Genomic DNA, 18,320 nt, shown 5'->3' with positions numbered 1-18,320 from the left:
GCCCACACCCGCCCGGTCGCCACTCCCAGCAGCAACACCGTGCCGAGCAGGAGACCCATCGACAGCGGGTCACCGAACCAGGCCAGCACGATCTTGGCCGGCTCGACCAGATCGGTCGGCTGCTCGTACCCGCCGCCCCGTTCCGCCCGAGGCAACAGGTCGCCGTCGAGGCGCTGCCCCGGCACGGTCCAGACGAACGCCACGGTGGTCAGCGCGAACGCGAGCAGATACCCGATCGCGGCACGGAGCAACCGGCCGGCGGGCGCCCGCCCGAGCGGCGCCGGCCGCCGGACGGGTACCGGCCGCACCGGAGACGGGCGCGGCGTCGCGGACAGGTACGGCGATACTGGAGTCACCGGTCGAGGATGACCGTCCCGGGTCCGGAATCCGTCCCCGTCATGTCATCGTTCTGTCACAGCTGCGCCGCCGCGGCCGCTAATCCTGGACGGACTTGGCGGGCCCGCTCGCGACGGTGGACTGGTCGCTGGTGGAGCCGCCCTCCGGGGTGCTCATGCCACCGGTGGTGGCATCCCCGGTGGTGGTCGGGGCCACCTTTCCGCGGTGCTGCTCCGGCTGCCGGGCCACCCGCCGCACACTGGCCGGGCCCGCCGTGCCGCCCGTCGTGGTGACCGCGCCCTGCCCGCCGACCGGGCCGCCGTCGCGGAGCACGTTCGGGTCGGCCTTCGCGTGCGCCGGGTCGTCCGGATCGACATCCTGGATCTCCCGCTGCACGTCGGTGCGCGGCACCGTCACCTCGTCCACGGCGCCCTTGCCGTAGATCCCACCGGCGATGCGCTCCTCGGCCCGTCGCGCGGCCTCCTGTCGCATGTCGTCCTCACGCACGTCAACCACCTCGCAGAAACGTCGGTCTCCCTGCGTGCCCCCCGCCGGCGAGGTCAAACACCACGGGCGGACCGGGGAGCGGTCGCGCCGGACACCCGATCCGGTCGACGCCGATCGGGGAGGCGCGACGCGGAACCGCCCCGGTCATCGACGACGTGGACATACACCGTCCCTACCGGTTAACCCGCGCGTTTCCCGCCGTCCGCCTTCAGGCCGCCCCGGCTGCCCATGCTGACCGGCGACCGGCAGGAGGGACCCGCCGGAGGAGGAGTGACAGCGTGCGCACAGTACGCCGTATCGCGATCGCGGCCCTTGCGGCGGCGACCGTGACGACCGGGCTCGCGGCGCCCGCCGGAGCGAAGCCACGTCCGGACCGGACGTTCGACCTGCAGGCGCACCGCGGCGGCCTCGGGCTGCGGGTGGAGAACACGCTCGCCTCGTTCGGCAACGCCCTCCAGCTCGGGGTCAGCACCCTCGAACTGGACGTGCAGATCACCGAGGACGGGCAGGCCGTGGTGACCCACGACCGGAAGATCAGCGGCGCGAAGTGCGTCGACACCGCCCCGGTGACGCCCGGTGACCCCGAGTACCCCTACGCCGGCAAGTACGTCAACACGCTCACCCTGGCCCAGGTACGCACCCTCGACTGCGGCTCCAAGACGCTGGCCGACAAGCCCGGCCAGCTCGCCGTGCCGGGCGCGCGGATGCCGCTGCTGCGTGAGGTCCTCGACCTGGTCAAGCGCTACCACGCCGACGACGTGACGCTCAACGTGGAGACCAAGGTGGAGGCCGGCGCGCCGACCGAGACCGCGCCTCGGGAGCAGTTCGTGCAGGTCACCGCGGCCGAGATCCGCCGCGCCGGCCTGCTCAAGCAGGTGACGATCCAGAGCTTCGACTGGGGCGCGCTGATGCGGATGCGCCAGGTCGAGCCGCGGCTGCCGCTGGTGGCGCTCACCAACTACGACTTCCTCCAGACCGGCCAGCCGGGCGCCTCGCCGTGGCTGGGCGGCCTCGACATCGACGACTTCGGCGGCGACCCGATCAAGGCGATCCGCAGCTTCGGCGCGACCGCGTTCTCGCCAGTGCACGGCTCCCCGCAGAACGGCACGGTCACCGACCCCGGCTACCAGCCGTACGTCACCAAGGAGATGGTGGCGCGGGCGCACCGCTACGGCATCAAGGTGATCCCGTGGACGGTGGACGACCTGCCGACCATGGCGAAGCTCATCGACGACGGCGTGGACGGCCTCATCACCGACTACCCGGACCGGCTGCGGGGCCTGCTCGCCGAGCGTGGCTACCGGCTACCGAAGGCGTACGCCTCGCCGTTCGACATCCAGGCGCACCGGGGCGGCCGGGCCGAGCTGCCGGAGAACACCCTGCCGGCGTTCACCAACGCGCTGCGGAACAAGGCGATCTCGACGCTGGAGCTCGACACCGGCGTCACCGCCGACGGCAAGCTGGTCGTGCTGCACGACCGGGCCATCAACGGTTCACACTGCGTCGACACCGCCCCGGCCCGCCCGGGTGACCCGAAGTTCCCGTACGTCGGCAAGCTGGTGCACGAACTGACCCTCGCGCAGATCAAGACCATCGACTGCGGCACCAGGACGCTGCCCGAGCTGCCGGAGCAGGTGCCCGCCCCGGGCGCCCGGATCCCCACGCTGGACGAGGTCTTCGCGCTGGTGAAGCGGAGCGACCGGACCGACGTCCGGATGAACATCGAAACCAAGATCAGCCCGGTGGTGGACGACACCGAGCCGTACCGCAGCTTCACCCGCAAGCTGGTGACGGCGATCGAGCGGGCCGGCTTCGTCGACCGCGTCACCATCCAGTCCTTCGACTGGCGCACCATCACCTACGCCCGCCAGCTGAACAAGCGGGTCGAGACGGTCGCGCTGGTCTGGCAGTACGGCCCGGCCGAGTGCACCAGCCTCGCCGACGAGTGCTCGCTCCAGGCCGTGTACGGCAACCCGAAGGTCAAGAGCCCGTGGACCGCCGGGCTGGACTGGTGGAAGTACCAGGATCTGGGCAAGCTGACCCGGGCCGCCGGCGCCGGCACGGTCTCGGCCAACTGGCAGGTGCACGACCCGGCCCAGGGCACCGTCGCCTCGGCCGACTGGTACCTGCGCGAGAACCCGGCGTACTTCCACGGACCGGACGTGCGGACCCTGCAGAACCGGTACGGGCTGAAGGTGATCCCGTACACCATCGACGACGCCTCGGTGATGCAGCGCGTCATCGAGCTGGGCGTGGACGGCATCATCACCGACGACCCCGCCCTGCTGGTGGGCGTCGCGATCCGCAACGGCCTGCGCTGAGTACCACGCCGGTGGTGCCCACCCGGGCACCACCGGCACCGGGTCCACCGGATTCCGGCCGCGGGTGTTACCTCTCCCCGGGCCTCGGGTAGTCGGTTGCGTCCCCGCCACGAGACCCGAAACCGTGCCGTGGCCGAAACGCGGTAGCGGGGCGGGGCAGCGCACGACTCATCGCATCCTGAGGAGGACAAGATGAGCACGCAGGCTGCATCCACCAGGCCGATGAACCGGCCGGCCGCGGACGTCCAGAACCGCCAGGCCATGCAGGAGACGCCGACCCGTCCGATGCCGATGGTCAGCGACGGACATCGGGAGCCGATGCCGCAGACCGGCACCGAGACCAAGCAGGCGTTCCTGACCACGGAGTTCTGGGTCTACGCCGTAGTGATGGCGGGCGTGGTGATCGCCGCGTTCTGGGGTGGTTCGGACACCAACGGGCTGAACATCAACAACCCCGTCCAGTCGTGGTGGATCCTCGCGGTCCTTACCGCCGGTTACCTGGTGAGCCGGGGCCTGTCGAAGGCGGGTTCGCCGAAGCGGTCGCTGAGCGAGCGGCGCACCGGTAGGCGCTGACGCGCCGGAACAACGGCGGCCTCCGGGAACTTGCTCCCGGAGGCCGCCGTTTCGCGCGTCATGAGGTGAAGCCGCAGGGGCTACTCGTCGAAGCCGAGGTCCTCGCCGAGGTCACCCTCGAACGCGTCCTCGATCAGCTCCCCGGCGATCATGCCGCCGGCGACGCCGAGCGCACCGGCGGCGAGCATCCCGCCCATGCCGGGGCCGCGCCCGTGGCCGTGCCCGTGGTGGCCGACTGGGCCGTGCCCGAAGCCACCGGCGTGCATGCTGCCGTAGCGCGAGGTCGTCTCCCGCAGCCACCCGTCGACGACCTGCGTCCAGTCGAGCCGGTCGGCGTCGGCGTGCGCGACCTGGTAGCGGCCGTAGCTGTCGTGCCCGGAGCTGAGGAAGCCGCCCCGCTTGTCGCACTCCAGCACCACGTCGACGCCGTACTGGTTGGTCACGAAGGTCAGCTCGACCTCGCGGACCGTCTGCGCGTACTGCGGCGAGGCGAAGAACTCGATCTCCTGGTAGAACGGCAGCGTCTGCTGCACGCCGTAGATCTGGCCGCGCTCCAGGTCGGCGTTCTTGAACTGGAAGCCGAGGCGCTGGAACGCGTCGAGGATCCGCTCGTGCACCGGCAGCGGGTGCACCGCGACGTGGTCGAGGTCGCTCTTGTCCACCGCCCGGGCCACCGCCAGTTCGGTGCGCAGACCCATGGTCATGCCGCGCAGCCGCTGGCCGTAGACGTCGGTGATCGGCGTCTCCCACGGCACCGGCAACTGGAACGGGATGGCCAACTGCTGCTTCGGGGCGAGCTCCAGCGGGCCGCTGACCGCCATGCGGTGGAACTCGACAGTGCCGGCGTACTCGGTGTCGTGCCCCTCGATCTCGACCCGGGTGACGAGGCTGAGCACCACCTGCTCGATGCTCGCCTGCGTCTCCCCGCCGAGCAGGTTGACCTGCCCGTCCAGGCTCAGACCGGGGCGGGTGTTCGGGTTGGTCAGCACCGTGTCGACGCTGGGGCCGCCCACACCGAACGCGCTCATCATCTTCTTGAAGACCATCGGAACTCCCGTGCGACCGTGGCGGGCTCCACCGTGGAGCCGGACGTAGCTCGATCGCACCCTATCCAGAAGCCCTGTGAGGTCCCTGTGAAGCGCGCCGGTACGGGCGACGACCTGCGGACCGGCCGGTGGTTCGGCACCGACCGCGAGTCACGGCCCGGGGCCGCCGCGCGTTGGTCCTGACACCTGGTCCCGGCGAAGGTGCGCTCCCGATGCAACCCGCCGCGGCGGACCCCGCGTGACTATCTCGAATCCGGGGGATGGAGGTTGCCATGGCTGATCGCGACGCGGCGTTCGCGGAGTACTTCGCGGCCCGGTCGGACGCGATGCGTGCCACCGCGTACCTGCTCTGCGGCGACTGGCACCGGGCGGAGGACCTGGTCCAGACGGCGTTCACCAAGCTCTACCTGGTCTGGAACCGGGTGTCGCGGCACGAGGTGCTGGACTCCTACGTGCGCCAGATCCTGGTCCGCACGTTCCTCGACGAACGCCGGCGCGGCTGGTGGCGGCGAGAGCGGGTGGGCAGGACGGACACCGACCGGCCGACGCCGCCGCACTCGCCGGAGAACCGGTTGGTGATGCTCCAGGCGCTGGCCGCCGTGCCGCCACGCCAGCGCGCCGTCCTGATTCTCCGCTACTGGGAGGACCTGTCGGTCGAGGAGTCGGCCGCGCTGCTCGGCTGCTCACCCGGGACGGTGAAGAGCCAGGCCGCCCGGGGCCTCGACACGCTCCGCGCCCTTCTCCCCCTCAGTCACAACGAGATCCAGTAGGAGGCATGATGAACGGGAACGAGCTGCGCGCGGCGCTACGCGGCGAGATGGCGGCCGGTCACACACCACCACCGCTGAGTACCGCCGCCATGCTCGGCGTCGCCCGGCAGGCCCGCGCACGCCGCCGTACCGTCTGGGCCTGCGCCGGGTCCGCGGCAGCCGTGTTGGCGCTCGCCGGCGTCGCCACCGCGAACACCCCGGGCGGCGTTTACTCCGGGCCCGCGGACAACGCACCGGTCGGACCGTCGACGAAGCCGGCCGATTCCGCGTCGGCTGCGGCACCCACGTCGAAGGATTCCGCGACGCCGTGGCCGACCGGACCGGACGGCCGCCCGCAGGAAGATCGCACCGCGCAGGCGGGTTCGCGGTACGACCAGGGTGTCCGGCTGCTCAGCGAGATCGTCTCCGTCGTGCCCGCCGGCTACACCGCACCCGAGGATGCGACGGGCCGGCCGGCGGACGCGATGCCGCGACGGAGCCACCAGGCGCAGTTCGAGGAGCGGGTGGACGGCGTCGACGTCTGGAGTTACATGTCGTCGGCAGCCCTCGCCCAGGGCGAACGGACGGGCCGGCTGCTCGTCGAGACGCACACCGCGGGCAATCAGCTGCCGAGCGAGCCGTGCGCGCTGGCCCGCGGGTTCTGGGGCATGCAGGGCGAATGCCAGGTGGTGACCGTCGGGGCGGCGCAGGTCGGTGTGGTGGCCCGGCCCACCGTGGACGACCGGTTCGACCAGTGGGCGGCCTACCGGCACCCGGACGGTGTGGTGGTCTTCGTCGCGCAGGGGCGCAGGCTCGATGCCAACGAGCCGGCGCTCATCACGCTGCCGTTCTCCCTTCGCGAGTTGGCGGGCCTCGCCGTGGACGAACGATTCCACCTGGAGTGAGTGGCCACGCCGTCGTCGGCCCGCGGCCGACGGTGCTGCCGGCGGGAAGCCGGCCTCGTCGAGCTGGCGCTACGTCGCCTCGACGAGGATTAGCTCACCGACCTGCTCACCGATGAGCGTCCGCCCCTCGGGGGGCAGGCCGGAATCGGTGATCAGGATGTCGGCGGCCTCGAGCGGGGCGATGGTGGCGATCCCGATCGTCTCCCACTTGGTGTGGTCGGCCAGCACCACCAGCCGGCGGGCCGAGCCGACGAGGCACCGGTTCACCCCCGACTCGAGCAGGTTCGGGGTGGTGAAGCCGGTACGCGGGCTCATCCCGTGGACACCGAGGAAGAGCAGGTCGACGTTGAGCGTGGCGATCGCCGACTCGGCCACCGGGCCGGTCAGCGCGTCCGACGGGGTGCGGATCCCGCCGGTGAGCACGACCGTCTGGTCGGGGCGGGGCTCCTGGTAGAGCGCGTCGGCAACCGGGATCGAGTTGGTCACCACGGTGAGGCCGCGTACCTCGGAGAGCAGCCGGGCCAGCGCGGCGGTGGTCGTACCCGCGGAGAGGGCGACGGCCATGCCCGGCTCGACGAGGGTGGCCGCCCGCCGGGCGATGGCCCGCTTCTCGGCCTGCTGGCGGATCGACTTCGCGGCGAACCCCGGCTCGTCGGCCGAGCCCGGCCCGGCCAGCGTCGCGCCGCCGTGCACCTTGTCCACCAGGCCGCGTTCGGCCAGCACCTCCAGGTCCCGCCGGATGGTCATGTCCGAGACGCCGAAGCGGCTCACCAGGTGACTCACCCGTACGCCGCCGGACTCCCGGATCAGATCGAGGATGGCGCTCTGCCGTTGCTGGGCGAGCATCCGGTCAACCTCCTTCGACCCGTCGCTGCCGGTGGTTCAGGCCGTGGCTGCGGGAGCGTCCTCCCGGACCACCGCGACCTCGCCCGCGGGCACCACCAGCGCACCGTCGCAGCGCTCCCCGGTGAGCAGGTCCACGCCGGTGACGGGGAGCCGCGCCACGTCGTCGGTGTGGTTGAGGACGAAGAGCCAGCTGCGCTCGGCGCCACGGCGGCGGACCACCTCGACGCCGGGCGGCGCCTCGGCGGCCGGCCGGACACCGGACTCGGCCACCAGGCGGGCGACCAGCCGGTCGGTGGCCGGCTGGTCCAGCCGGGTCCCGAGGTACCAGGCGGCGCCCGCGCCGACCGCGTGCCGGGTCACCGCGGCCACGCCGGGCAGCGGCCCGTCGGCGTACGTGGCGAGCACCTCGGCGCCCTCCGGGTGCAGCCACTCCGTCCACACGTCGGCCGTGGCCCCGTCGTCGAGCCGGACCCGCTCCCCCGCGCGCAGCGGGAAGAACTCCTCGGTGCGCACACCGAGCAGCTCGCGGAACGCCCCCGGGTAGCCGCCCAGCCGGATGTGGTCGTTCTCGTCGACGACGCCGCTGAAGTAGGTGACCAGGGCGGTGCCGCCGGACTCGACGAACCGGCGCAGCGCGGCGGTGTCGGCGTCCCGGGTCAGGTAGAGCGTGGGTACCAGGACCAGCCGGTAGCGGTCCAGGTCGGCCGAGGGGTGGACGAGGTCGGCCGTGATCCCGGCACGCCAGAGCGAGTCGTAGAGCGCGGTGATCCGGTCGACGTACGTGACGTCGGCGCTCGGGTGCGAGTCGAGCTCCACGCCCCACCACGCCTCGTAGTCGAAGAGGACCGCCACCTCGGCGTCGACCCGACTGCCCCGGATCTCGGTCAGCGCCCCGAGGTCGGCGCCGAGCCGGCAGACCTCCCGGAACACCTTGGTCTCCGGCCCGGCGTGCGGCACCAGCGCCGAGTGGAACTTCTCCGCGCCCGCCCGCGAGGCCCGCCACTGGAAGAAGAGCACCCCGTCGGCGCCCCGGGCCACGTGCGCCAGGCTGTTGCGGCGCAGCTGACCGGGGGTCTTGGCGACGTTACGGGGCTGCCAGTTCACCGCGCTGGTGGAGTGCTCCATGAGCAGCCAGGGCTCTCCCCCGGCGACGCCGCGGGTGTGGTCGGCGGCGAGCGCCAGCCCGACGTGTGCCCGCGGGTCGGCGGCGGTCAGGTAGTGGTCGTTGGCGACGAGGTCCACGTCGCCGGCCCACGAGTGGTAGTCGAGGTACTTGATGCCCGTGCCGATCATGAAGTTCGTCGTCACGGGCTGGCGGACCAGCCGCCCCAGCAGCTCCCGCTCGGCGCGCAGTTGCGCGCGCTGCTCGTCGGAGGAGAAGCGCAGGAAGTCCAGCTGCTGGGTGGGGTTGGCGAAGGTCGGCGCGGTGCGCGGCGGATTGATCTCGGCCCAGTCGCCGTACCGCTGGCTCCAGAAGGCGGTGCCCCAGGCGGCGTTGAGCCGGTCCAGGTCGCCGTAGCGCTCCCGCAGCCAGCTCCGGAACGCCTCGGCGCTGGCGTCGCAGTAGCAGTGCACGTTGTGGCAGCCGAGCTCGTTCGACACGTGCCACATGACCACGGCGGGGTGCTCGGCGTACCGGCTGGCGACGGCCTCCACCAGCGCCAGCGACCGCTCGCGGAAGATCGGGGAGCTGGGGCAGTACGCCTGTCGCCCGCCCGGCCAGAGGATCGTGCCGTCGGCGCGCCGGGGCAGCGTCTCGGGGTGCAGGCGGGCCAGCCACGGGGGTGGGCTCGCGGTGGCGGTCGCCAGGTCGACGTCGACGCCGCCGGTGTGCAGCAGGTCGAGGACGCGGTCCAGCCAGTCGAACTCGTACCGCCCGGGGGTCGGTTCGAGCAGGGCCCAGGAGAAGATCCCGACCGAGACCAGGTTGACCCCGGCCCGGCGCATCAGCTCGACGTCCTCGGCCCAGGTCTCCTCGGGCCACTGCTCGGGGTTGTAGTCACCGCCGAAGAAGATCTGGTCGCCCTGCCATCGCCGCATGGCAGCAGAGCGTGCCCTGATCGATCGCTCAAGTCAACAGATTCCAACATGGAAACATTTCCAACGTTTACCTGATAACAGCCCCGTCACGACTGGGTTGTCGATCCCGTACTGCCCTCTTGACACCGGCTGCGGGGCGGGTAGCTTGAGGCGCCACTGGCAGTTCGTGTTTAGCAATGTGGATTCACGGTGGATCCAGTGTGCGTTCACGAGCCCCCACCCCACCCCCGACCCTTCGGGCGCAGCGCACCTTCTCATCCGCAGGAGGAACCATGTCCCGTCCCCGTACCCAGGCCGAGTACCTGGCCAGACTCGTACCGTCCTCCGTCGCCGGCGTGAACCGCCGCACGCTGCTCGCCGGGGCGGCCGGCGCGGGCTCCCTGCTCGGCACGGGACTGCTCGCCGGCTGCGGCGGCTCCGACTCCGGCGGGTCCGACGCCAAGACGGTCTCGATGGGCTCCAACGCGTCCGACCCGACGCCGAAGGACGTGCTCGCCAAGCTCTCGGCCGCCTTCAAGACCTCCTCGGGCGTCGAGGTCGCGATCAACACCGTCGACCACAACACGTTCCAGGAGAACATCAACAACTACCTGCAGGGCAAGCCGGACGACACGTTCACCTGGTTCGCCGGCTACCGGATGCGGTTCTTCGCCGAGCGGGGCCTGGCCGGTGACATCTCCGACGTCTGGGGCAAGCTCTCCGGCTTCTCCGACGCCTTCAAGAAGGCCTCCACCGGCGACGACGGCAAGCAGTACTTCGTGCCGTTCTCCTACTACCCGTGGGCGGTCTTCTACCGCAAGTCGGTCTGGCAGCAGCACGGCTACCAGGTGCCGAAGAGCCTGGACGAGCTGACCACCCTCTCGAACCAGATGAAGCGGGACGGCCTCGTGCCGATCGCCTTCGCCGACAAGGACGGCTGGCCGGCGATGGGCACCTTCGACATCCTGAACCTGCGGATCAACGGCTACCAGTTCCACATCGACCTGATGGCCGGCAAGGAGTCCTGGACCTCCGACAAGGTGAAGAAGGTCTTCGACACCTGGGCCGGACTGCTGCCGCTACACCAGCCGGACGCCCTGGGCCGCACCTGGCAGGAGGCCGCCCAGTCGCTGCAGCAGAAGAAGAGCGGCATGTACCTGCTCGGCCTCTTCGTCGCCCAACAGTTCAACGCCGACGAGCAGGACGACATCGACTTCTTCACCTTCCCCGAGATCGACCCGGCGATCGGCGCCAAGGCGCTGGACGCCCCGATCGACGGCTACATGATGGCGCGCAAGCCGAAGTCCGAGGCGAACGCCAAGAAGCTGCTGGAGTACATCGGCGGCGTGGACGCGGCGAACATCGCCGTGAAGACGGACCCCGGCACCCTGGTCGCCAACACCACGGCGGACACCAGCGGCTACAGCGCGTTGCAGAAGAAGGCGGCCGAACTGGTCGGCTCGGCCACCGAGATCGCGCAGTTCCTCGACCGGGACACCCGCCCCGACTTCGCCTCGACGGTGATCATTCCCGCGCTCCAGCAGTTCATCAAGGACCCCAAGGACATCGACGGGCTGACGAACAGCATCGAGAACCAGAAGAAGTCGATCTTCACGAGCTGACGGCGAGAGGGGGAGGACATCGTGTCCGACCTGCCCCTGATCCAAGCGGATCGCGCCGTGGAACCGCCGGCCGCGACCACCACCCGTGGTCGCGGCCGCCGGCTACGGCTCCTGTCCGGCACCGACCGCGTGGTGATCACGCTGATGGTGCTGCTGCCCCTGCTGCTGGTCACCGCCCTGGTGTGGCTGCCGGCGCTGGCCACCGTGGCGCTCTCCACCACCGACTGGGACGGCATCGGCCCGCTCGCCGACATCGACTTCGTCGGCGGACGCAACTACGGCGACGTGCTGACCATCTACCCACCGTTCGTCCCGGCCGTGCAGCACAACCTGCTCTGGCTCGCGGCGCTCTTCCTGGTGGCCACCCCGTTCGGGATGTTCCTGGCCGTACTGCTCGACAAGGAGCTGCGCGGCAGCCGCTTCTACCAGACCGCGCTCTACCTGCCGGTGGTGCTCTCGCTCGCGCTTATCGGCTTCGTCTGGCAGCTCATCTACTCCCGCGACCAGGGCCTGCTCAACGCGGTGCTCGGCACCGACGTCGACTGGTACGGCGACCCGGGCGTGAACATCTGGGCGGTGATGCTCGCCTCCGGCTGGCGGCACGTCGGCTACATCATGCTGCTCTACCTGGCCGGGCTGAAGGGCGTCGACCCGTCGCTGCGCGAGGCCGCCGCCGTCGACGGCGCCTCCGAGGCGAGGAGCTTCTTCCGGGTGATCTTCCCGGTGCTGCGCCCCATCAACATCATCGTGCTGGTGGTCACGGTGATCGAGTCGCTGCGCGCGTTCGACCTGGTCTGGGTCGTCAACAAGGGACGCAACGGGCTCGAACTGCTCTCCGCCCTGGTCACCCAGAACGTGGTGGGCGAGGCGAGCCGGATCGGCTTCGGCTCCGCGCTGGCGACGATCATGCTGGTCGTGTCGCTGGTCTTCATCACCATCTACCTGGTCACCGTGATGCGGGGGGAGGACCGATGAGCACCGGTACCCTGACCCGGCCACCGGCCGCGCAGGACGCGCGACCGGCCCGGCGCCGGCCCACCCCGCAACGGGTGGTGCTGCACGTCTTCCTCGCCGCGGTGGCGATCGGCTGGCTCTTCCCGGTCATCTGGTCCGTACTCACCTCCCTGCGGTCGTACGAGTACACCGCCACCCACGGGTACGTCTCGTTCGGCGGCTGGACCATCGACAACTACGTCACCGCCTGGCAGACCGCCGAGTTCGGCAAGCACTTCCTCAACTCGGTCTACATCACCGTCCCCGCGGTGCTGCTGACCCTCTTCCTCGCCTCCTGCGTGGCCTTCGTCATCGCCCGGTTCAACTGGAAGATCAACCTGGTGCTGCTCGGCCTCTTCACGGCGGCCAACCTGCTCCCCCAGCAGGCCCTGCTCATCCCGCTGTTCCGGCTCTTCACGCAGGTGCCGCTGCCCGCCTTCATGAGCGACTCGGAGCTGCTGTACGACAGCTACTGGGGCCTGATCCTGATCAACGTCGCGTTCCAGTGCGGCTTCTGCGTCTTCGTGCTCAGCAACTACATGAAGGCGCTGCCGCGCGACCTGTACGAGGCGGCGATGGTCGACGGGGCGAGCATCTGGCGGCAGTACTGGCAGGTGACCATGCCGCTGTGCCGGCCGGCCCTCGCCGCGCTCGCCACGCTCGAGGTCACCTGGATCTACAACGAGTTCTTCTGGGCCACCGTGCTCATGCGCACCGGCGACAAGTTCCCCGTCACCAGCTCGCTGAACAACCTGCGCGGCGAGTTCTTCACCGACAACAACCTGGTCTCGGCCGGCAGCGTGCTGGTCGCGATCCCCACCCTGGTGATCTTCTTCCTGCTCCAGCGGCACTTCGTCCGGGGCCTGACCTTGGGAGCTAGCAAGGGATGAGTGTTGTGCACCTGCGCCGCGCGCGGACCAGCCTGGTGCTCGACGCGCGCGGCCCGGGGCTGCCCCGGGTCGTGCACTGGGGCGGCGACACCGGTGACCTCGACGACGACGGCCTGCGCCAGCTCGCCGACGCCACGGTGCCGCCGGTCGTGCCGAGCAGCTTCGACGCGCCGACCGTGCTCTCCCTGCTGCCTGAGGCGAGCGCCGGCTGGAGCGGCCGGCCCGCGCTGGCCGGGCACCGTGACCGGGCGGACTGGTCCACCGCGTTCCGGTTGGACCGGCTCGACGTGGACGACCCCGCGGACCCGCGGGCGCCCGCCCGGGTCGACGTGCACGCCGGCGACGCCGCGGCCGGCCTCTCGCTGACCGTGGAGCTCACCCTGGACCCGACCGGTCTGGTGCTGCTGCGTCACCGGCTGCGCAACGACGGGGCGAGCCCGTACGAGCTGCGCGAGCTGACGCCGGTGCTGCCGGTGCCGGCGGTCGCCACCGAACTGCTCGACCTGACCGGCAGGTGGTGCCGGGAACGGTCGCCGCAGCGGCACCCGTGGCCGATGGGCACCTGGGTACGGGAGGGCCGGCACGGGCGTACCGGCCACGACGCCACACTGCTCCTGGTCGCCGGTACGGCCGGATTCGGCTTCCGCGACGGTGAGGTGTGGGCCGTGCACACCGCGTGGAGCGGCGACCACGTCACCTTCGCCGAACGGAACCCCACCGGCACGGCGACCCTCGGCGGTGGCGAACTGCTCACCCCGGGCGAGGTGGTGCTCGGCCCCGGCGAGTCGTACGCCACCCCTCTGCTCTACGCGGTCTGGTCCGACACGGGACTGGACGGGCTCAGCGACGTCCTGCACACCCACCTGCGGGCCCGGCCGCGGCATCCCGGCACCCCGCGACCGGTCACCCTCAACGTCTGGGAGGCGGTCTACTTCGACCACGACCTGGACCGGCTGCGCGCGCTCGCCGACCAGGCGGCGGAGGTCGGTGTCGAACGGTTCGTGCTGGACGACGGCTGGTTCCGGGGCCGGCGCGCCGACACCGCCGGTCTCGGCGACTGGTACGTCGACGAGGGCGTCTGGCCCGACGGCCTGCACCCGCTGATCGACCACGTCACCAAGCTCGGGCTCCGGTTCGGCCTCTGGGTCGAGCCGGAGATGGTCAACCCGGACTCGGACCTGTTCCGCGCCCACCCCGAGTGGGTGCTCGCCACCGCCGGGCGGCTGCCCCTGTCGTGGCGCAACCAGCAGGCACTCGACCTGGCCCACCCCGGGGTGTACGCCTATCTGCTGCAGCGGCTGGACGCGCTGCTCACCGAGCATCCCGGGATCAGCTACCTGAAGTGGGACCACAACCGGGACCTCGTCGAGGCGGGCCACCACGGCCGGCCCGGGGTGCACGCGCAGACCGAGGCGGTCTACCGCCTCCTCGACGAGCTGCGCCGCCGCCACCCGGACGTGGAGATCGAGAGCTGCGCCTCCGGCGGCGCCCGGGTCGACCTGGAGATCCTCGCCCGTACCGACCGGGTCTGGGCCAGTGACTGCAACGACGCCCTGGAGCGGCTCGCCATCCAACGTTGGACGGGACTGCTGCTCCCGCCGGAGCTGGTCGGCAGCCACATCGGCCCCGAGCGTTCGCACACCACCAACCGGGTGCACGACCTCGGCTTCCGCGCCACCACGGCGCTCTTCGGCCACTACGGCATCGAGTGGGACATCGCCTCGATCAGCCCGGCGCAGCGCACCGAGCTGGCCACCTGGGTGGCGCTGCACAAGCGGCTGCGCCCGCTGCTGCACACCGGCCGTACGGTCCGGGTGGACCACCCCGACCCGGCCGTCTGGGCGCACGGCGTGGTCGCCCATGACGGCTCCCGGGCGGTGTACGCGGTCAGCCGGCTGACCACCTCCGTCGCCCAGATCCCGGGCGCGCTCCGGCTGCCCGGCCTGGACCGGCGACGCCGGTACACGGTGCGGCCGGCCGAGGGCGTGCCGGCGCCCGCGACGGTGCAGCGGGCCGAGCCGGGGTGGCTGCCGGGCGGGGTGACGCTGACCGGGGCCGCGCTGGGCACCGTGGGCCTACAACTGCCGGCCCTGCACCCGGAGCAGGCGCTGCTACTGGAGGTCGGCGCGGTCGACTGATTTTTTCGAAGATTTTCGGCCGGGCATGTCGAGACGGCGGGCCGCTGCTTCTACCTCAGGGTGAGAGCACCGAGAATGAGGTGCGCAGGCGTGAGGAGCCGACCGTGAAGTACATGTTGCTGATGCAGTTCAGCGCCGCCGGGACCGAGTTCCCCCCGATCGGGACGTGGACGCCGGAGGAGATCCAGGCGCACATCGCCTTCATGGGCGACGTCAACGCCAAGCTCGTGGCGGACGGGGAGTGGGTGCAGGGGGAAGGGCTCGGCGGCCCGGAGCAGACCCGGATCGTCCGAGCCGGCGAGGGCGGCGTGCCGGTGGTGACCGAGGGGCCGTTCCCGGAGACGAAGGAGTTCCTCGCCGGCTGGTGGATCGTCGACTGTGAGACGCCGCGGCGGGCCGTGGAGATCGCCGCGCACATCTCCACCGCCCCCGGTCCGGGTGGCCGCCCACTGAACATGCCGATCGAGGTGCACCCGGTGATGTCCGCCCCGCCGCAGGAGCTGTGACGACTGGCCACCATCGACCGACGCACCGAGGACCTGCTGCGCGAGCTGGCGCCGCAGGTCCTCGGCGTGCTCGCCCGCCGATTCGGCGACTTCGCCACCGCCGAGGACGCCGTGCAGGAGGCGCTGCTCGCCGCGGCCACCCAGTGGCCGGACGAGGGGATGCCGGCGAATCCGCGCGGTTGGCTGATCCAGGTCGGGTACCGCCGGATGATCGAGCTGGTCCGCGCGGAGACCGCCCGGCGCAGCCGGGAGAACCTGGTGGCGCGCCGCGAGCCGGACGACCGGCGGGCCGCCCCGGCGGCGGACCAGCAGTTGCTCGCGGAGCGGGACGACACGCTGATCCTGCTCTTCCTCTGCTGCCATCCGGCGCTCTCCACCGCCTCGGCCATCGCGCTGACCCTGCGCGCGGTCGGTGGGCTGAGCACCGCCGAGATCGCCCACGCGTTCCTGGTCCCCGAGGCCACGATGGCGCAGCGGATCAGCCGCGCCAAGCAGCGGATCAGGGCCTCCGGCATGCCGTTCCGGATGCCCGACGAGGCAGACCGTGGTCAGCGGCTGGCCGCCGTCCGGCACGTCCTCTACCTGATCCTCACCGAGGGGCACACCAGCAGCGCCGGGCCGGACCTGCGCCGGGTGGACCTGTCGGTGGAGGCGATCCGGCTGACCCGGGCGCTGCACGAACGGCTGCCCGACGACAGCGAGACGGCCGGGCTGCTGGCGCTGATGCTGCTCACCGAGGCGCGCAGCCCGGCGCGCACCGGGCCGTCGGGTGAGCTGATCTCCCTGGCCGAGCAGGACCGCAGCCGGTGGGACGCGACGGCCATCGCCGAGGGGATCGCGCTGGTCACCCACGCGCTGCCCCGCGGGCCCGTCGGGCCGTACCAGCTCCAGGCCGCCATCGCGGCGCTGCACGACGAGGCGCCCTCGGCCGAGCAGACCGACTGGCCGCAGATCCTCGCCCTGTACGAGGTCCTCGAACGGCTGTCGGGCAGCCCGGTGGTGGCGCTCAACCGGGCGGTGGCCACCGCGATGGTGCACGGGCCGGACGCCGGGCTGGCCGCCCTGGCCGGGCTCGCGGACGATCCCCGGCTGGTCGGGCACCACCGGCTGCACGCCGCCCGCGCCCACCTCCACGAGATGGCCGGCGACCGCGACCGCGCGGTGGCCGACTACCGGGAGGCGGCCGGGCGGACGAACAGCCTGCCGGAGCAGCGGTACCTGACCATGCGGGCCGCCCGGCTGGCCGCAGTGGAGTCCGCACCGGACGACGAGTGACGAGGTACGACATGGCGTACGTCCTGCTGGGCATCGCGATCGCGGCCGAGGTGATGGCCACCAGCCTGCTCAAGGCCACCGCGGGGTTCACCCGGCTCTGGCCGACCCTGGCGTGTCTCGGCGGCTACGGGCTGGCGTTCGTGCTGCTGTCGCAGGCGGTGAAGCAGATCCCGGTCGGCGTCGCGTACGCCCTCTGGTCGGGGTTGGGGACCGCGACGATCGTGGCGATCGGCGCGGTCTTCCTCGGTGAACCGGTCGGCGCGGTGAAGCTCCTCGGCATCGGGTTGATCATCGCGGGCGTGGTCATCGTGAACCTGAACGGCGCGCACTGACCCCCGACCGGCGATTCGTCGCAACCGGCTCGGCAGGGTTGATCTCGGCCCGACCGGGTATCCGGGGATGATCCGCCGGCGGGGAAGGAGAGATACCACATGGTCAGCGTGGGCTACACCCTCTTGTGCGAGCAGTCCGGGCCGAAGGAGCTGGTCGACCACGCGGTGCGGGCGGAGGCGGCCGGGTTCGACCAGTTGGTGATCTCCGACCACTACTACCCCTGGCTGGACTCGCAGGGCCACTCCCCGTACGCCTGGTCGGTGCTGGGCGCGGTGGCGCACGCCACCAGCCGGGCCGAACTGATGTCGTTCGTCACCTGCCCGATCCGCCGCTACCACCCGGCCGTGGTGGCCCAGAAGGCCAGCACCGTCGGGCTGCTCTCGGACGGCCGGTTCACCCTCGGCCTCGGCGCGGGCGAGAACCTCAACGAGCACGTGGCGGGCGAGTGGCCGCACGTGCAGCAGCGGCACGAGATGTTCGAGGAGGCGCTGCAGATCATCCGCCCGTTGCTCAACGGCGAGACGCTGACCTTCTCCGGCAACCACTTCGACGTGCCCGACGCCTACGTCTGGGACCGCCCGGAGACCCCGGTGCGGATGGCGGTCGCCGCCTCCGGTCCGCAGTCGGCCAGCCTCGCCGCCGAGTACGGCGACGGCCTCATCGCCACCGAACCCGACCCGCAGATCATCCAGCTCTACGAGGACGCGGGCGGCGGCGACCGCAACCGTTACGGCCAGCTGGCGATCTGCTACGGCCCGGACGAGGCCGAGTGCCGCAGGATCGCGCACGAGCAGTTCCGCTGGTTCGGCCTCGGTTGGCGGGTGATGCCCGACCTGCCCAACCCGGGGTCGTTCGCCGCCGCCACCCAGTTCGTCCGCGAGGAGGACGTGGCGCGGGGCATCACCTGCGGTCCGGACGTCGACCGGCACGTCGAGGCGTTCCGGGCCTTCGTCGAAGCCGGCTTCACCCACGTGGCGCTCCTGCAGGTGGGCGCCGACCGCCAGCCGATGTTCCTGGACTGGGCTCAGGAACAGCTCCTGCCCCGCCTGCGAGAGCTGTGAACCGGTCGACGGAGGGAGTTCGATGCGAATCGGCAACGTGGAGGTCCGCCCGCTAGGTGGCGGCCTCGGCTGCCTACTGATGATCCTCTTCTCGGTGCTCGCCTCGGTGGTGCTCACCGTCCTGGTCAACCTGGTGTTCTGAGCGCCATCACGGTCGCCGGAGCCCAGGGGAGATCACCCGTCGACGGCAGGCCGGCCCC

The 18,320-nt window shown here is 71.4% G+C and carries 17 protein-coding genes; 12 read left to right on the top strand and 5 right to left on the bottom strand.

Translation table 11 applies throughout. The features are described 5' to 3' along the window. Window positions 1-356, bottom strand: a 356-nt coding sequence (locus E1211_RS04755; RefSeq protein ID WP_207915236.1) for a hypothetical protein, incomplete at its 3' end; no start/stop codon positions are given. Between the two features lie 79 nt (window positions 357-435). Continuing rightward, window positions 436-843 (bottom strand): hypothetical protein, encoded by a 408-nt coding sequence (locus E1211_RS04750; RefSeq protein WP_132345759.1) that lies wholly within the window; start codon window positions 841-843, stop codon window positions 436-438. Between the two features lie 278 nt (window positions 844-1,121). On the opposite strand from E1211_RS04750, the gene E1211_RS33225 reads away from it, so the two are divergent. Together E1211_RS33225 and E1211_RS04740 are read left to right on the top strand one after the other, a co-directional pair. Next, entirely contained in the window at window positions 1,122-3,164 is a 2,043-nt protein-coding gene (locus E1211_RS33225; protein WP_132345757.1) for a glycerophosphodiester phosphodiesterase family protein, read from the top strand. Window positions 3,165-3,356: 192 nt separating this feature from the next. Then, on the top strand, window positions 3,357-3,737 hold the full coding sequence (locus tag E1211_RS04740; protein WP_132345755.1) for a hypothetical protein: 381 nt from the start codon (window positions 3,357-3,359) through the stop codon (window positions 3,735-3,737). An 80-nt stretch (window positions 3,738-3,817) separates the two neighbouring features. Here the strand turns inward: E1211_RS04740 and E1211_RS04735 are convergent, their stop codons facing one another. Beyond that, the gene (locus E1211_RS04735) at window positions 3,818-4,783 is read right to left on the bottom strand and encodes a sporulation protein (RefSeq protein ID WP_132345753.1); all 966 of its coding nucleotides are present in this window, start codon (window positions 4,781-4,783) and stop codon (window positions 3,818-3,820) included. A 272-nt stretch (window positions 4,784-5,055) separates the two neighbouring features. Between E1211_RS04735 and E1211_RS04730 the strand changes: the two genes are divergently transcribed. Beyond that, a complete protein-coding gene (locus E1211_RS04730) occupies window positions 5,056-5,553 on the top strand; it encodes a SigE family RNA polymerase sigma factor (RefSeq protein ID WP_132345751.1) in 498 nt (165 codons plus the stop codon). An 8-nt stretch (window positions 5,554-5,561) separates the two neighbouring features. After that, window positions 5,562-6,437, top strand: coding sequence for a hypothetical protein (locus E1211_RS04725; RefSeq protein ID WP_132345749.1), 876 nt, complete (start codon window positions 5,562-5,564; stop codon window positions 6,435-6,437). Between the two features lie 69 nt (window positions 6,438-6,506). On the opposite strand, the gene E1211_RS04720 is transcribed toward E1211_RS04725, so the two are convergent. Both E1211_RS04720 and E1211_RS04715 read right to left on the bottom strand, forming a co-directional pair. After that, window positions 6,507-7,283 carry a DeoR/GlpR family DNA-binding transcription regulator gene (locus tag E1211_RS04720; protein WP_132345747.1) on the bottom strand — a complete coding sequence of 259 codons (777 nt, stop codon included), beginning with the start codon at window positions 7,281-7,283 and terminating at the stop codon, window positions 6,507-6,509. Window positions 7,284-7,319: 36 nt separating this feature from the next. Continuing rightward, the gene (locus E1211_RS04715) at window positions 7,320-9,323 is read right to left on the bottom strand and encodes a beta-galactosidase (protein ID WP_132345745.1); all 2,004 of its coding nucleotides are present in this window, start codon (window positions 9,321-9,323) and stop codon (window positions 7,320-7,322) included. A gap of 272 nt (window positions 9,324-9,595) precedes the next feature. On the opposite strand from E1211_RS04715, the gene E1211_RS04710 reads away from it, so the two are divergent. The 8 genes from E1211_RS04710 to E1211_RS04675 all read left to right on the top strand — a co-directional run bounded on the left by E1211_RS04710 (window position 9,596) and on the right by E1211_RS04675 (window position 18,120). Next, window positions 9,596-10,924 (top strand): ABC transporter substrate-binding protein, encoded by a 1,329-nt coding sequence (locus E1211_RS04710; protein ID WP_132345743.1) that lies wholly within the window; start codon window positions 9,596-9,598, stop codon window positions 10,922-10,924. Between the two features lie 21 nt (window positions 10,925-10,945). After that, complete coding sequence (locus tag E1211_RS04705; protein WP_132345741.1) at window positions 10,946-11,899, top strand: carbohydrate ABC transporter permease; 954 nt, start codon at window positions 10,946-10,948, stop codon at window positions 11,897-11,899. Beyond that, on the top strand, window positions 11,896-12,807 hold the full coding sequence (locus E1211_RS04700) for a carbohydrate ABC transporter permease (protein ID WP_132345739.1): 912 nt from the start codon (window positions 11,896-11,898) through the stop codon (window positions 12,805-12,807). The genes E1211_RS04705 and E1211_RS04700 overlap by 4 nt, the downstream gene beginning before the upstream one ends. Further along, a complete protein-coding gene (locus tag E1211_RS04695) occupies window positions 12,804-14,945 on the top strand; it encodes an alpha-galactosidase (RefSeq protein ID WP_132345737.1) in 2,142 nt (713 codons plus the stop codon). The genes E1211_RS04700 and E1211_RS04695 overlap by 4 nt, the downstream gene beginning before the upstream one ends. Window positions 14,946-15,058: 113 nt before the next feature. Then, entirely contained in the window at window positions 15,059-15,451 is a 393-nt protein-coding gene (locus E1211_RS04690) for a YciI family protein (RefSeq protein ID WP_243709343.1), read from the top strand. A 12-nt stretch (window positions 15,452-15,463) separates the two neighbouring features. Then, a complete protein-coding gene (locus E1211_RS04685; protein ID WP_207915239.1) occupies window positions 15,464-16,726 on the top strand; it encodes an RNA polymerase sigma factor in 1,263 nt (420 codons plus the stop codon). Window positions 16,727-16,737: 11 nt separating this feature from the next. Beyond that, window positions 16,738-17,058, top strand: coding sequence for a multidrug efflux SMR transporter (locus E1211_RS04680; RefSeq protein WP_132345771.1), 321 nt, complete (start codon window positions 16,738-16,740; stop codon window positions 17,056-17,058). 99 nt (window positions 17,059-17,157) lie between these two features. Further along, window positions 17,158-18,120: a TIGR03557 family F420-dependent LLM class oxidoreductase gene (locus tag E1211_RS04675; protein WP_132345731.1), complete on the top strand. Its 963-nt coding sequence runs from the start codon at window positions 17,158-17,160 to the stop codon at window positions 18,118-18,120. The last annotated feature ends 200 nt before the right edge of the window (window positions 18,121-18,320 follow it).

The sequence above is a fragment of the Micromonospora sp. 15K316 genome, from assembly GCF_004348525.1.
Taxonomy (GTDB): Bacteria; Actinomycetota; Actinomycetes; order Mycobacteriales; family Micromonosporaceae; genus Micromonospora.
This window is presented reverse-complemented; position numbering and strand designations above follow the sequence as displayed.

What these genes read in the sequence shown, in the direction of transcription:
- E1211_RS04675 (WP_132345731.1), top strand. Translation starts at nt 17,158, where the DNA reads ATGGTCAGCGTGGGCTACACCCTCTTGTGCGAGCAGTCCGGGCCGAAG.
- E1211_RS04715 (WP_132345745.1), bottom strand. Translation starts at nt 9,323, where the DNA reads ATGCGGCGATGGCAGGGCGACCAGATCTTCTTCGGCGGTGACTACAAC.
- E1211_RS04710 (WP_132345743.1), top strand. Translation starts at nt 9,596, where the DNA reads ATGTCCCGTCCCCGTACCCAGGCCGAGTACCTGGCCAGACTCGTACCG.
- E1211_RS04740 (WP_132345755.1), top strand. Translation starts at nt 3,357, where the DNA reads ATGAGCACGCAGGCTGCATCCACCAGGCCGATGAACCGGCCGGCCGCG.
- E1211_RS04725 (WP_132345749.1), top strand. Translation starts at nt 5,562, where the DNA reads ATGAACGGGAACGAGCTGCGCGCGGCGCTACGCGGCGAGATGGCGGCC.
- E1211_RS04730 (WP_132345751.1), top strand. Translation starts at nt 5,056, where the DNA reads ATGGCTGATCGCGACGCGGCGTTCGCGGAGTACTTCGCGGCCCGGTCG.
- E1211_RS04690 (WP_243709343.1), top strand. Translation starts at nt 15,059, where the DNA reads ATGTTGCTGATGCAGTTCAGCGCCGCCGGGACCGAGTTCCCCCCGATC.
- E1211_RS04720 (WP_132345747.1), bottom strand. Translation starts at nt 7,283, where the DNA reads ATGCTCGCCCAGCAACGGCAGAGCGCCATCCTCGATCTGATCCGGGAG.
- E1211_RS04680 (WP_132345771.1), top strand. Translation starts at nt 16,738, where the DNA reads ATGGCGTACGTCCTGCTGGGCATCGCGATCGCGGCCGAGGTGATGGCC.
- E1211_RS04735 (WP_132345753.1), bottom strand. Translation starts at nt 4,783, where the DNA reads ATGGTCTTCAAGAAGATGATGAGCGCGTTCGGTGTGGGCGGCCCCAGC.
- E1211_RS04695 (WP_132345737.1), top strand. Translation starts at nt 12,804, where the DNA reads ATGAGTGTTGTGCACCTGCGCCGCGCGCGGACCAGCCTGGTGCTCGAC.
- E1211_RS04700 (WP_132345739.1), top strand. Translation starts at nt 11,896, where the DNA reads ATGAGCACCGGTACCCTGACCCGGCCACCGGCCGCGCAGGACGCGCGA.